Below are 13,843 nucleotides of genomic sequence, written 5' to 3' on the forward strand. Positions count from 1 at the left end.
GGTGATTGACATGAAGTCAAACCGCCATATGGATAATGTTTCACGAGTGGTTGTGAAAATAGGCACGAGTTCTTTAATGCATGTGAATGGTAAATTGAATTTGCGGGCGATTGATCAGTTAAGTTATACCTTAACGGGTTTGGTTAACGAAGGTAAACAGGTTATTCTCGTTAGCTCAGGTGTTATTGGTGCTGGGATGGGTCGAGTAGGCTTGACTAAACGACCGGAACAAATTCAAAAGCAACAAGCTTTGGCTTCAATTGGGCAAAGTGAATTGATGACGGTGTATCAACAACGATTTGCAGCTTACGGTCAACAAATTAGCCAGGTATTATTAACGCACGACGTCTTAGACTATCCACAGAGTAGAGCATATGTCCATAATACAATGGAGCAACTATTAGACTGGGGAATCATTCCGATAGTTAATGAAAATGATACGGTGGCGGTTGATGAATTGGATCATCGTACTACTTTTGGTGATAACGACCAATTATCTGCAATTGTTGCGGTGCGATCGCATGCGGATCTATTAATTATGCTGTCAGATATTGATGGCTTTTATACTGGTAACCCGCATCAGGATACTGAAGCAAAATTGATTAGAGAACTGCATGAAGTAACTGATGACTCATTGAAAGGAGCTGGTGGTGCAGATACGGTATTTGGCACAGGTGGTATGGCGACAAAGTTAAAAGCGGCAGCTGAAATTTTAGCGCATCATCAGATGATGGTTTTAGCAAATGGTGCCAATCCGTCGATTATTTTTAATATTTGAATGGCGAGGAAATTGGCACGCTTTTTATATCAAAAGATATGAGTGAGGGAATGGATGATGACAGAACTGTTGAATAAAATTGGGCAACAAGCCCAAATAGCCGCCCAAACATTGGCGCAAGTGTCTACATCTACTAAAAATCAAGTTTTGCGCGCTATGGCTGACGCTTTGGAGGAAAGGGCCCCGGAAATTTTGGCGGCTAACCAAGAGGACTTAGCAGACACGACCGGCTTAGAAGATAAATTCATTGACCGTTTAACACTAACTGCAGATCGTTTGGCGGGTATTGCGGATGGCGTACGAAAAGTAGCCGATTTATCAGATCCATTAGGAAATATCGAGCGGGGATGGACGACTGACTCGGGTCTAGAAATTAGTCAAAAACGCGTACCGCTTGGTGTGGTCGGTATTATTTATGAAGCACGCCCAAATGTGACCGTGGATTCGGCGGTGCTTTGCTTTAAATCAGGCAATGCCGTTATCTTACGTGGTGGCAAGGAAGCATTGCAAACCAATATTAAGATGGCTGTGATTCTACGTGAGGTTTTGGGCACATTTAATTTACCAAAGGATATCGTTCAAGTTGTGGCGGAGACATCACATGAACTAGCGCAACAATTTATGCGTCTCAATGAGTATATTGATGTGTTGATTCCACGGGGATCAGCTCGTTTAATTCAGACAGTTGTGGCACATGCAACGGTACCGGTTATTGAAACGGGTGCTGGTAATTGCCATATTTATGTGGATGAAACGGCTGATTTTCAGATGGCAACGGACATTGTTATTAATGCCAAAACGCAACGACCATCAGTTTGCAATGCGACTGAAAAGCTGCTGGTTAATACGGCAATTGCGACTGATTTCTTACCACAAATTGCAAAGGCATTGGCTAATAGCCATGTAGAGATTCGTGGTGATGAACGAACTTGTCAAATTTTGGGTGATCAGGTGCGACCAGCTCAGCCAGCGGATTGGGATACTGAATATAATGATTATATTATTGCAATTAAGGTGGTCGATGGATTAGATGAGGCTATCAATCATATTAATCTGCATAATACCAAACATTCGGAGGCAATTATCACGACTGACTATGAACATAGTCAACGGTTTACGCAACAAGTTGATGCAGCGTGTGTTTATGTGAATGCGTCAACGCGTTTCACGGATGGTTTTGAATTTGGTTTCGGTGCTGAGATTGGTATTTCAACACAAAAGCTTCATGCACGTGGACCAATGGGCTTGAAAGAATTGACGACAACCAAGTATGTCATTTTAGGGCAAGGACAAATTAGAGAATAAAAAAGCGACAGGACACTGGTAATTCAGTATCCTGTCGCTTTTATTTTAATACTTATTAACGAGTAGGATCTATTCCCACTCAACAGTTGCAGGTGGCTTGGCTGTAATATCATAGACTACGCGGTTAACGTGGTCTGTTTCATTGACAATGCGACGAGAAATTTCTTCTAATACGTCCCATGGCAACTTAGCAAAGTCAGCCGTCATACCATCAACTGAAGTGATAGCACGAATAGCAATTGTGTGGTCATAAGTACGACCGTCACCCATGACACCGACTGAACGGACACCTGGCAAAACGGTGAAGTATTGCCAAACTTCACTATCCAGCCCTTGCTTAGCAATTTCGTCACGCAAGATAGCATCAGATTCACGGACGATTTCTAGCTTATCCTCTGTGACTTCACCAAGTACACGGATTCCAAGACCTGGTCCAGGGAATGGTTGACGCCAAACAAGTTCGTGTGGCATGCCAAGCTTTTCACCAAGTAGACGAACTTCATCTTTAAACAATTTGTTCAAAGGTTCAATCAATTGGAATTGAATGTCTTCTGGTAGTCCACCAACATTGTGATGAGACTTGATCGTTTGTGCTGTATCAGTACCAGACTCAATAACGTCAGTATATAACGTACCTTGTGCCAAGAAGTCGATACCATCTAACTTAACAGCTTCTTCGTCAAAGACACGAATAAATTCGTTACCGATGATTTTACGCTTTTGTTCAGGGTCAGTAACACCAGCTAGCTTATTCAAGAAACGTCCTTGCGCATCAACTTTGATGATGTTTAGACCAAACTTACCACCAAGGGCGTCCATCACTTCATCGGCTTCATTCTTACGTAGCAAAACATGGTCTACGAAAATTGATGTCAATTGATTACCGATGGCCTTGTGTAGCAAAACACCAACGACAGATGAGTCAACACCACCTGAAAGACCTAGTAATACGCGTTTGTCACCGACCGTTTCGCGGATTTTAGCTATTTGCTCGTCAATGAAGTCATCCATTGACCAGTCACGATTTGCGTGGACAGCATGATCGATAAAGTTTTCCAAAATTTTCATACCATAAACGGTGTGGCGAACTTCTGCGTGGAATTGAACACCATATAGTTGACGCTCAGGGTTTTCCATCGCAGCAATTGGTGTGCTATCAGAAGTGGCGACGGCAGTGAACCCATCGGGTACTGCGCTAACAGAATCACCGTGTGACATCAAAACAGTTTGTTCTGCTGGTGTTTCAGCAAATAGTGTTGAGTGCTCATCAGTAACCTTCAAAACGGTTTCACCATATTCGGATGTGCCACTTGCGGGTTGCACTTTACCACCAGGCAACATGTGTGCCATTAGTTGCATACCATAGCAAACACCTAAAATAGGGATGTTAAGATTGAAAATTTCTGGATCGATAGAAAATGCACCGTCAGCATAAACGGAATTAGGACCACCCGAGAAAATTAGGCCTTTGGGTTTTAGTTCTTTAATTTCAGCTGCGGTAATAGAGTGTGGCTTTAATTCAGAATATACCCCCAATTCACGAATACGTCGTGAAATCAGTTGGTTATATTGAGAACCAAAGTCCAAAACAAGAATACTATCGTGTGTATCTGTGTTGGCCATGATATCCCCCATTTAAATTGATAATTCTATTATACGTAATTTGTGACAAATTTCAATGATGGTTTATGCTAATGTTCGTTATTGAGCAAAATCCTTTCGAGGAATTTTTCTAATAAATGCATTTGGCAAAACGAATATTTTTTAATCTAATTTTCATTTAGTAAAACGTTTATTTGTATTTTATATTTATGTAAAAATTAGCTTGCAATCCGCCTTTTAGACCGCTATAGTAGTTAAAATTATATATTCTTAAAGGACTCTTAAATGAGTGGTTGGGTTGAGGGCTTAATACTTGGAGGTATTTCAAAATGGTTTCACGTCGATTGATGATTGCTGGTGGTGTGGTGGTAGTTGCCATCGCTGGTATTGGCTTAGCATCGATGAATGGTGGTCAAGCACAAAGTAAAAATCAGTTTACCGCAGCGATGATTTCTGATACAAATGGCGTCAATGATAAAGGATTCAACCAAAGTGCTTGGGAAGGCTTGCAAAAATGGGGTAAGCAAAATAATTTGACCAAGGGTAAAGATGGTTATAATTATTTTCAACCCAAGTCAGTTGCTGACTATGATACGCAATTGACGCAAGCGGCAACGGCCAAATATGATTTGGTAGCTGCAATCGGAAACACGTTTAAAGACTCGATTGAAACAGTTGCCGATAAGCAACCAAAAACAAAGTTTGTGTTGGTGGATGAACAAGCTGATAAAAAGTATAAGAATGTTGCTTCAGTTAAATTTCATTCTGAACAATCATCTTATTTGGTTGGTGTAGCAGCTGCCAAGAAGGCGCAAGCAGTTGGTGATAAAACAGTTGGCTTTATTGGTGGAATGCGTAATTCGGTGATTGAATCATTTTTAGCAGGTTATCAAGCTGGTGTGAAATCTGTTGATCCAAGTATTAAGGTGGATGCAACTTATGCAGGGACATTCTCTGATCCAGCAAAAGGACAAACAATAGCTAAGGCAAAAATTGCGCAAGGTGAACACGTGATCTTCCAAGCAGCTGGCGGTGTTGGTAATGGTGTTTTCCAAGCGGCTAAAGATCAAAGTGCCACATTAGTTTCCGGTTCAAAAGAAAAGGTCTGGGTGATTGGTGTCGATCTGGATCAAACTAATATGGGTGATTATAAGACTAAAGATGGTAAGAAGGATAATCTGACCCTGACGTCCTCATTGACTGGGATTGGACGTGGTGTGCAATTGATTGCTAAAGATGCCCAACATGATAAATTCCCGGGTGGTAAGACTGTGTATTATGGCTTGAAAGAAGGCGGTGTTGGTGTCGTCACAAAAAACTTAAATGACGATGAGAAACAATCAGTTGATGCAGCCAAAGATAAGATTATTAATGGTGATATTAAAGTATCAGCAACGCCAACAAAATAGTTAAGTAAAGTATTGATGGCAAAACAGGTTGGGGCAAAATGTCTCAACCTGTTTTGTTTAAAAATGTTAATTTTGAGTGCAATTTTTTCAATATAGATGCTATATTTTTTGAGCAGGTGTTGCGAAAAATAGGACAAGTTTAAGTATAATGAATTACGGTGGTTATATCGGAAAAAATTATGATAGTCTAGATAAGGAACACATTACTATGAATACGAAAAGAAATACATTGAGTGTTAAAAAAATACGTCAGATGATTGGTGATGAAGCTGGCCTTGATTGGGTAGCTGATCAATTAACGGCGGTAGCACAAATGTATCAAGTTTATGAATCTGCGCAGCATGAAATTTCAACGAAATTAGAAAATTTAGATGCAGAATTCGAAGTTAACTATAATCATAACCCGATTCATCATATTGATGGTCGGATGAAAGACCCACAAAGTTTGATTGGCAAAATTCAAAAAAAGGGTCTTGATCGGTCAGTTGACGCAATTAAAAATAATATCTTTGATATTGCTGGGCTACGTGTTATCACAAGTTATATAGATGATATTTACACAGTTGAAAAATTACTTTCACAACAAGATGATATCGAAGTAATTAGACGCAAGGATTATATTAAAAATCCAAAAGAAAGTGGTTATCGGAGCTTACATTTGGTTGTCAAAGTGCCGGTATTCAGAGCAAATGATGTGGAAAAGGTCCCCGTTGAAATCCAAATTCGAACGATTGGTATGGATATGTGGGCAAGTCTTGAACATGAATTACGTTATAAGACTGATATTGATCGTGCAGAAGAGTTTGCAGTTAATTTAGTAGATAATGCCAACGCATTATTTGAGATTGAACAGAACTTTCAAGAAATACATCATCAACTATAAAGAAAAGAGCTATTGTAGAACGAATTATGGAAAAGAAACAAACAAAAAAATATAATAATTACCAAAAGTCTCATAAAGGGGCCAATGTTTCACGTGGAACAAAAAAGCGCAATAATGCACCAGTGCAAGTTTCAATTGGTGACCAATTGCTAATTACTATCAAGCGTTTAGGTATTAATGGTGAGGGAATTGGTTACTATAAGCGAAAGATTACTTTTATTCCCGGTGCTTTACCAGGTGAAGTGGTTGAAGTTGAAGTAACGAATGTAACGGAAAAATTTATTGAAGCAACTATTCATAAGTTTAAGCAAAAGTCAAAGCAACGTGTGACACCAGTTGATAATCAAGATGTCGGTGGCTTTGAGTTGGAGCACTTGGCATATCCAGGTCAACTTGCCTTTAAACAAGATGTGATTCGACAAGCGTTAGAAAAATATAAACCAGCTGGTTATGCACATTATAAGTTGTTGCCAACGATTGGGATGGATGATCCACAAGGCTATCGTAATAAAGCCCAATTTCCAGTGCGTGAGGTGGATGGTAAATTAGCTGTTGGGATGTATAAGCGTCATTCACATAAATTAGTCGATTTGCCTGTTGTTACAACACAACATCCAGCAACGTTAAAGGTTGTTCGTGGTGTGCGTGATATTTTGGCTGATATGCAGTTACCAATTTATAATGAGCGCAAACGCAAAGGTGTTATCAAAACATTGATTGCGCGTGTTTCTGAATCAACAGGGGATGTTCAGCTGACAATTGTCACAAATGGGCGATCATTGCCTGACGCTGATGAATTGATTCGTCGCATTCATGAAGCGTTGCCTGAGGTCGTATCGATTCATCAAAATATCAATCGCGGTCAGTCTTCATTAATTTGGGGAGATGATACTCGTCAAATTTGGGGAGATGATTATATTACTGAAGACATTAATGGTAAAACATTTAAGCTATCACCACGCGCATTTTTGCAACTGAATCCACGTCAAACACGACGCTTGTATCAAGAAGCAATTAAAGCATTGGACTTAACGCAAGCTGATAAATTAATTGATGCTTATTCAGGCGTTGGTACAATTGGTATTTCATTAGCTGACCATGCTGGTGAGGTACGTGGTATGGATACCATTGAAGAGTCAATTGATGATGCTAATGAGAATGTTGTAGATAATCAGGTAACGAATGCAACTTATTATGTTGGGGCAGCTGAAGAGTTGATTCCGCAATGGGCACGCGAAGGCTGGGTTGCCGATGCAATGGTGGTTGATCCACCACGTACAGGTTTAGATAGTGCACTGCGGCAAACTATCTTAGAAACAAAACCAGAAAAATTTGTCTATGTTTCATGTAATGCTTCGACCCTTGCACGTGATTTAGTTGATTTGGCAAAGGTTTATCGGGTTGATTATATTCAGTCTATTGATATGTTCCCACAAACGGCACGTTGGGAAGGTATCGTGAAATTTACAAAGAAGTAAGCTATAAAATTTATAAGCTTATAATTAATTTATTTTTAGAAAAAAGGCTGGAACATTTTTTGTTCCAGCCTTTGTGTTATAAATGTGAGTAAAATGAGACTTTTTTAATTTTATTATTGACTTTTCATTATCGCAGAATTACCATTGTATGAGTGAACATGATGATTAGGTGAGTAGCCTGTGATGGATACGCAAAGCGAGTTGTAGATGGTGGAAGGCAACCGGTTCAGCAGGTGAATTTGGCCTAGGAGTGGATGAAATTATGAGTAGTAGTAACTATAAGTAATTTACGGTGATGACCGATATCTCATACAAGTATGTTTGTCATACTTGGTAAGCAGGTTGTAGTGATACAGTCTGAAATACGGGTGGTAACACGATTTTTATCGTCCCGTCGTTCCATAGAGGGACGACGGGACTTTTTTATATCAAAGGAGCAATATGACAACGATAAATTTTTCGTCTTTGCAATTACCAGATGGTGAAATTGCGTTAGATGAGCAGACACTAAAAAAATATGGTTCAAATAACTTTACGCAAGAAATTACAACTGAAGTACTCCCCGATGCTGTCGTGTTTGCGGAAACAGTTGCAGATGTACAAGCAACTATTCGATTTGCGGCAGCTAATCAAATTGCGGTTGTACCTCAAGGCGCGAAAACGTCGATTGTGAATAGTGCTGCTGGTTTGTCAGGTAGCTTGATTTTGAATTTATCACGCATGAATCACATTTTATCAATTGAACCAGAAAATCAAGTTGCTGTTGTTGAACCCGGTGTCTTAAATGGTGACTTAGATGGTGACTTAGATGCAGAGACGCGTAAGGTTGGTTATTTCTTTTCACCAGATCCAGGGTCAAAGCGTATCAGTTCAGTTGGTGGCAATATTGCCACCAATGCTGGGGGAATGTCATCCGTTAAGTACGGCACAACCAAGCAGTCTGTGTTGGGCCTAAAAGTTGTTTTGGCTAATGGTGAACTCGTAACACTTGGTGGGAAGACTTTTAAGAATAATGCTGCCTACGACCTAGCTGATTTACTAGTTGGGTCAGAAGGAACGTTGGGGGTTATTGTCGAGGCCATTGTCCGCATCGTTCCGATACCATCAGGTAATTCAATTACTGGGTTAGCAACTTTTCCAACGATTCACGAGTTGATGCGTGCGGTACAAGCGGTACAGGCAAGTGGTGTTAATCCATCAATGTTAGAGATTTTGAACCGTGTTTCTATTGAAGCGCTAGATGAGTATGAACATAGTCATTTAGGTAGCCATGGTGAGCAGGCGTTATTAATTTTCCAAATTGATGTTGCAGTAGCTGGTGTGTTAGAGAAACTTCATAAATTATTGCAAGAATATGGCGCAACCAAGATTGATGTCACTGAGGACGCTGGTAGGACAGCAGAAATCATTAAGATTCGCCAAGACATATTCGCAGCAGGTGCCCAATATGGTCGCTTGATTGTTGAAGATATTGCGGTGCCATTGGGACAACTAGCGAAAGTGGCAGATAAGGCTGAAGAACTAGCTGACAAATATCAACAACGCTTATTGTTATTAGGACATGCAGGGGATGGAAACTTACATCCTGATATCATCTTAGAAGATAAAGATGGTGATTTACCTGAAGGCACACAAAAGTTTATTGATGAGTTGTTGGAATTTGTTATTCAGGTCAATGGAACCGTTAGTGCTGAACATGGGATTGGTAGCTTGAAAAATGCTTGGGTACCAAAACAATTGGATGAAAATGTTAGAGTCTTACAAAAGCAGGTGAAAAAAGCATTCGATCCAGCAGGAATTTTAAATCCAGGTCGTAAAATATAGAAAAATTAGGAGAACGAACATGGGAGTAAATAAACGTGTTGCAGCAGTGAAGCCAAATGCTATTCGTGCATTTGATGATGAAACCAGTGGTGTTGAAGGTATTCTGAAATTAACATTAGGGGAACCAGATTTTACAGTACCAGAACATGTTAAAAAAGCAGCGATTGCTAGTATTGAGGCAGACGACTCACATTACGCACCTGCTGCAGGCTCAGTTGCGTTACGAAAAGCCATTCAACATTTTATGGCAGATCGTTACGGGTTATCATATGATATCGATTCTGAAATCATTGTGACCTTAGGAGCAACTGAAGGTATTTATGATACCTTTACGGCCTTTGTTAATGAAGGTGATAAGGTATTACTTCCAGCGCCTAATTTTTCGATGTATGATCCAACAATTGAATTGTCTGGCGGTGAGGTTGTCTATGTCGATACATCTGACACAGGCTTTTTACTAACTCCTGAGCAACTGCAATCAGCAATTGATGAGTATGGTGACAAATTAACAACAGTTCTATTGAATTATCCAGCAAATCCAACCGGGGTTACCTATACCGCGGAACAATTAGCTGCACTAGCTGATGTGTTACGAGAAACAGATATCACTGTGATTGCTGATGAAATTTATTCTGAATTAACTTACAATGCACCACATACATCAATTGCTAGATTCTTGCCAGAACAAACGGTTATTTTGAATGGGGTATCAAAATCACACGCAATGACTGGTTATCGTATTGGTTTTATTGTTGGTCCTAAGCGTTTAGTGCAACCAGCTGCAGTATTACACCAATTTACAGTTACCGCTGCATCAAATCCAGCGATGGCCGGAGCGGCAGAAGCGTTGGGATCAGCACAAGGAAAGTTAGATTCTAAGTCAATGCGTGAAGCTTATCGTGAGCGTCGGGACTACCTGGTACCAGCTTTGCGCAAATTGGGATTTGAAATGCCACAACCAAATGGTGCATTCTACGTTTTTGCTAAGATACCAGCGGCATATGAGCAGGACGATTATGCTTTTAGTGTTGATCTAGCAAAACGCGGTAAATTGGCCGTTATTCCAGGATCGGTATTTAATACTGGTGGTGAAGGTTACATTCGTATTAGTTATGCGGCATCATTGGATAGTCTTCATGAAGCAGTGAAGCGCATCAGTGAATTTTTTGAAAATTATTAAGCAAGTGAAACATAATGGGGGAACGCAATGACACGTAAAGTTGGAATTATTGGTTTGGGGCACGTTGGGGCAGCAGTTGCCCACAGTTTGACAGCACAAGGTGCAGTAGATGAATTTGTATTTATCGACGTCAATGAGGATAAGGCAAACGCAGAAGCATTAGATTTTGAAGATGCCATGGCAAACTTGGAATATAACGCAAACTATGTGGTTAATGATTGGTCAGCATTAGCAGATGCCGATGTGGTTGTTTCGTCAGTTGGTAAGATTTCATTGCAAGAGACCATTACCACCGATGATCGTTTTGTTGAATTACAATATAACAAACTACAAATTGCAGAAATCTCTAAGCAGTTAGTCGCATCTGGATTTCATGGTATTTTAGCTGTGATCACAAACCCAGTTGATGTGATTACGACTATGTATCAACATTATACTGGTTTCCCAAAGGAACGAGTGATTGGAACAGGAACACTTTTGGATACAGCTCGTATGCATCGTGCCGTGGGAAAGGCATTGGGTGTGCATCCTAAATCGGTTCGTGGTTATAATGTCGGTGAACATGGGGATTCACAGTTTACAGCTTGGTCAACAGTTACCGTAAAAGACAAGCCAATTACCGCATATGATTTACAATTATCAGAATTAAATGATGAGGTCAAAGCGGGTGGATACACCGTTTATCATGGTAAAAAGTTCACTAGTTATGGCGTTGCGAGTGCAGCTAGTCGTTTAACTAAGGCGATTTTGACTGACAGCCATGAAGAGTTACCGGTATCAAATTACCGACCTGAATATGGTGTTTATGTTTCGTATCCAGTTATTGTTGGTCGTGACGGCGTTGTTGATCATGTTTCATTAGACTTGCCATCTGATGAGCAAGCGAAATTAGATGCTTCAGCAGGATTTATTCGTGAACGTTATGAAGAAGTGATTGCTGAGTTGGATAAATAATAGATAGTATAGGTATTTAGGTCCTCCCGAGTTAAGTTTAGATAACTTGGGAGGATATTTTTGTTAATAATAAGGACGTTGATGATCCCTTTTTGTGCATTTCATTTAAAAAAAATTACCAATTATTCTAAATAATCAACCATGTATTCATTGTTGAAAAATGAACGACATTAAGTGTGTATAATTACAGATAATCTATTGAAAGGGGAATAATCGTATGAAAGTGAATTTTTTTATCGATGAAAATCAGTCGGAATATGTTGATTTTCATGTAAAAAAGTTAACCCCAGCGATGCAGTTAGTGGTAGATGAATTACAGAAACAGGACCTTGTGCTTTGGGGGTATCAAGAAAAAATAGTTACGCCTCTAAAATTGGACGATATAATCAGAATTAGAACGGAATCTGCTGAAGTCTATGCACAAGACATGGGAGGCGTTTATAAAGTAAAACAGCGCATTTATCAACTTGTAGAACTTTTACCAGATGATTTTATTCAAATTTCAAGTGGCGAAATTGTAAATTTTAATTTTATTGACCATTTGAAGTTAAGTGGGAAAGGGAATATCGTTTTAATTTTAAATAACGGGGATGAGACCTATGTTTCTAGACGTTATGTTTCTAAGATAAAGAGGAGGTTGGGGATATGATAAAGCGAATAACTAACCGGTTTTTTCTAGGGATACCATTTGGTATTACGTTGGGCTTAATTATAACGATAGTGTTTGCTTATTTGACTAATCAGACATTTTACCAAATGATAGTTAATCGTTTTGGTAATTATGCGAACAATTCGCTTGATAATTTAACGATTACTGTTATTTTATGGGCTTTGTTGGGATCTTTATTTTTTGTAGCTGCTTTAATATTTACTATTGAATATTGGAGCTTTGTAAAAAAAGTTATTGTTCATTTTTTTGTGACTATTTCTGTTTTTATGGTAATTGCCTATGCACTAGCGTGGTATTCATTAAGTGTTGGCGGATTCATGGACCAAATAATTACTTTTATTGTTATCTATGTATTGTTCTTTATACATGACATGGTACAAGCTAAGCGTAACGTTACGGCAATTAATAACAAACTAAAAAGAGAAGATAACAGTTAATTCAAAATAAAAAAATTAGGCGATAAATTGTCATTCTTGGAACAATTTATCGCCTATTTTTAGTGATCAGAGTTATTTAGCTTTAAAAAAAGTTTCTTGTGAAAATAATGGTGTGACCATATTTTGTAAGATATTCATAAATTCATCTGCAGATTCTTTAAAGTCTGATTTGATCCATTCAACAATTAAACTAATAATCATCCCCGTTATTGCAGCAGATGCATAGTGCTCGGAAATGGGAAGATATTGGGTAATGTCATTTTTTTGCCAAATCTCTCTATCAGCAGTAATCAGCTTATTTATGAAGGAAGGATCTCCGCTTGGCGCCAATAATGCTGAAAATTTATCCCGATTATTGTAAATATAGCGGACCATTTCTCGATAGTAGTTATGTAGGCGATCCTGACTAACATCAGTTCTTTTAGCGAGATCTGGTGCTTTTTCAGTGACATTTTTAAATTCACTAATTAACGAGTTCTCGACTGTGTCTAATAGTTCGTATTTATTAGCATAGTATTTATACAAAGTCGCACGGTTAACATGAGCTTTGTCGATGATTTGTTGAATCGTAATTTTCGCAAAACCTTCTGCTAGTAATAATTTCCAAAAAGCGTGTTCAATGGCATATTTACTTTTTTTAATGCGTAAATCTGTTTTAATTGTCATATTGTCCCCCCGTTACCAATAATAAACTTTTATGTTGTTTTTGTTGGTTGAAGCCTTGATACATGACAATTATACTATAAGTAGTTAATCAGTTATTCACTTTAATATTTCCAAAAAGGGGTGTATAAGTATGTCAAAAGTTGAAACAATGCATTATCGTATTTTAAAGAAAAATCATGACAAGATGATTCAAGCTTTAGTAAAAGCCTTAGATTATCAGAAGGCTAATCCTAGTTTGATTAACTATTCTTTGTCGCGAACTTGGTTCCGTCCAGCACCAGATAATTCAGAGCAAGAAATTTGGATGCTCATGGATGAATCAAGCAATCATGAGAAATATGCAGAAACAATGCAGACAGCTGAAAGTGATTTGACAGCTGGAGATTTTCGTCAACAATTTATTGATATGGTTATACCAGATAAACCTTTTTCAGGTGAAGAAGCAGGTTTAAAACATATTGTTTGGCAAGAAATACCAGAGTTACATGTTGAATTACACGAAAATGATTAACTAAAGCAAAAATGTTAGCATGAACTGAACCCCAAAAATTGGAGAGAAGTTTAAGCAACTAACTGGTCGGAAAGATTTCGGTATTGAACCGGAGTTTTTCCGGCCAGTTTTGTTTTAATCCGTTTATTATTGTAGTAATAGATATA

At 38.7% G+C, this 13,843-nt stretch carries 13 protein-coding genes, 1 pseudogene and 1 other annotated feature; of the genes and pseudogenes, 11 read left to right on the plus strand and 3 right to left on the minus strand.

Annotation, left to right across the window (positions count from 1 at the left end; translation table 11 throughout):
• Positions 1–10 precede the first annotated feature (10 nt).
• Positions 11–855 (plus strand): annotated as a pseudogene (proB, locus tag NGR58_RS06565) (glutamate 5-kinase).
• Entirely contained in the window at positions 836–2,083 is a 1,248-nt protein-coding gene (locus tag NGR58_RS06570; protein ID WP_258088808.1) for a glutamate-5-semialdehyde dehydrogenase, read from the plus strand. Before proB ends, NGR58_RS06570 begins: the two are co-directional and overlap by 20 nt.
• A 69-nt stretch (positions 2,084–2,152) precedes the next feature.
• Here NGR58_RS06570 and guaA read toward each other — a convergent pair whose 3' ends face one another.
• Entirely contained in the window at positions 2,153–3,706 is a 1,554-nt protein-coding gene (gene guaA / locus NGR58_RS06575) for a glutamine-hydrolyzing GMP synthase (protein WP_258088797.1), read from the minus strand.
• A 308-nt stretch (positions 3,707–4,014) separates the two neighbouring features.
• Between guaA and NGR58_RS06580 the strand changes: the two genes are divergently transcribed.
• The 8 genes from NGR58_RS06580 to NGR58_RS06615 all read left to right on the plus strand — a co-directional run bounded on the left by NGR58_RS06580 (position 4,015) and on the right by NGR58_RS06615 (position 12,520).
• Entirely contained in the window at positions 4,015–5,094 is a 1,080-nt protein-coding gene (locus NGR58_RS06580; protein ID WP_258088798.1) for a BMP family lipoprotein, read from the plus strand.
• A 208-nt stretch (positions 5,095–5,302) separates the two neighbouring features.
• Entirely contained in the window at positions 5,303–5,977 is a 675-nt protein-coding gene (locus NGR58_RS06585; RefSeq protein ID WP_258088799.1) for a GTP pyrophosphokinase, read from the plus strand.
• Positions 5,978–6,003: 26 nt separating this feature from the next.
• On the plus strand, positions 6,004–7,455 hold the full coding sequence (rlmD, locus tag NGR58_RS06590) for a 23S rRNA (uracil(1939)-C(5))-methyltransferase RlmD (RefSeq protein ID WP_258088800.1): 1,452 nt from the start codon (positions 6,004–6,006) through the stop codon (positions 7,453–7,455).
• A gap of 152 nt (positions 7,456–7,607) precedes the next feature.
• Positions 7,608–7,852: a binding site (T-box leader), on the plus strand.
• 44 nt (positions 7,853–7,896) lie between these two features.
• Positions 7,897–9,279 carry an FAD-binding oxidoreductase gene (locus NGR58_RS06595; RefSeq protein ID WP_258088801.1) on the plus strand — a complete coding sequence of 461 codons (1,383 nt, stop codon included), beginning with the start codon at positions 7,897–7,899 and terminating at the stop codon, positions 9,277–9,279.
• A gap of 19 nt (positions 9,280–9,298) precedes the next feature.
• Positions 9,299–10,459 carry an aminotransferase class I/II-fold pyridoxal phosphate-dependent enzyme gene (locus NGR58_RS06600; protein WP_258088802.1) on the plus strand — a complete coding sequence of 387 codons (1,161 nt, stop codon included), beginning with the start codon at positions 9,299–9,301 and terminating at the stop codon, positions 10,457–10,459.
• 27 nt (positions 10,460–10,486) lie between these two features.
• Positions 10,487–11,413 (plus strand): L-lactate dehydrogenase, encoded by a 927-nt coding sequence (locus tag NGR58_RS06605; protein ID WP_258088803.1) that lies wholly within the window; start codon positions 10,487–10,489, stop codon positions 11,411–11,413.
• 217 nt (positions 11,414–11,630) lie between these two features.
• Positions 11,631–12,062 (plus strand): LytTR family DNA-binding domain-containing protein, encoded by a 432-nt coding sequence (locus NGR58_RS06610; protein WP_258088804.1) that lies wholly within the window; start codon positions 11,631–11,633, stop codon positions 12,060–12,062.
• On the plus strand, positions 12,059–12,520 hold the full coding sequence (locus NGR58_RS06615; RefSeq protein ID WP_258088805.1) for a DUF3021 domain-containing protein: 462 nt from the start codon (positions 12,059–12,061) through the stop codon (positions 12,518–12,520). Before NGR58_RS06610 ends, NGR58_RS06615 begins: the two co-directional genes overlap by 4 nt.
• A 72-nt stretch (positions 12,521–12,592) precedes the next feature.
• Here NGR58_RS06615 and NGR58_RS06620 read toward each other — a convergent pair whose 3' ends face one another.
• Complete coding sequence (locus NGR58_RS06620) at positions 12,593–13,186, minus strand: TetR/AcrR family transcriptional regulator (RefSeq protein ID WP_258088806.1); 594 nt, start codon at positions 13,184–13,186, stop codon at positions 12,593–12,595.
• 130 nt (positions 13,187–13,316) lie between these two features.
• Here NGR58_RS06620 and NGR58_RS06625 point away from each other — a divergent pair, with 130 nt between their 5' ends.
• Positions 13,317–13,697: a hypothetical protein gene (locus NGR58_RS06625; protein WP_258088807.1), complete on the plus strand. Its 381-nt coding sequence runs from the start codon at positions 13,317–13,319 to the stop codon at positions 13,695–13,697.
• Positions 13,698–13,747: 50 nt separating this feature from the next.
• Here the strand turns inward: NGR58_RS06625 and NGR58_RS06630 are convergent, their stop codons facing one another.
• Positions 13,748–13,840: an IS3 family transposase gene (locus NGR58_RS06630; RefSeq protein ID WP_407077141.1), complete on the minus strand. Its 93-nt coding sequence runs from the start codon at positions 13,838–13,840 to the stop codon at positions 13,748–13,750.
• Between the last annotated feature and the right edge of the window lie 3 nt (positions 13,841–13,843).

The sequence above is a fragment of the Weissella fangxianensis genome, from assembly GCF_024718545.1.
Lineage (GTDB): Bacteria > Bacillota > Bacilli > Lactobacillales > Lactobacillaceae > Weissella > Weissella fangxianensis.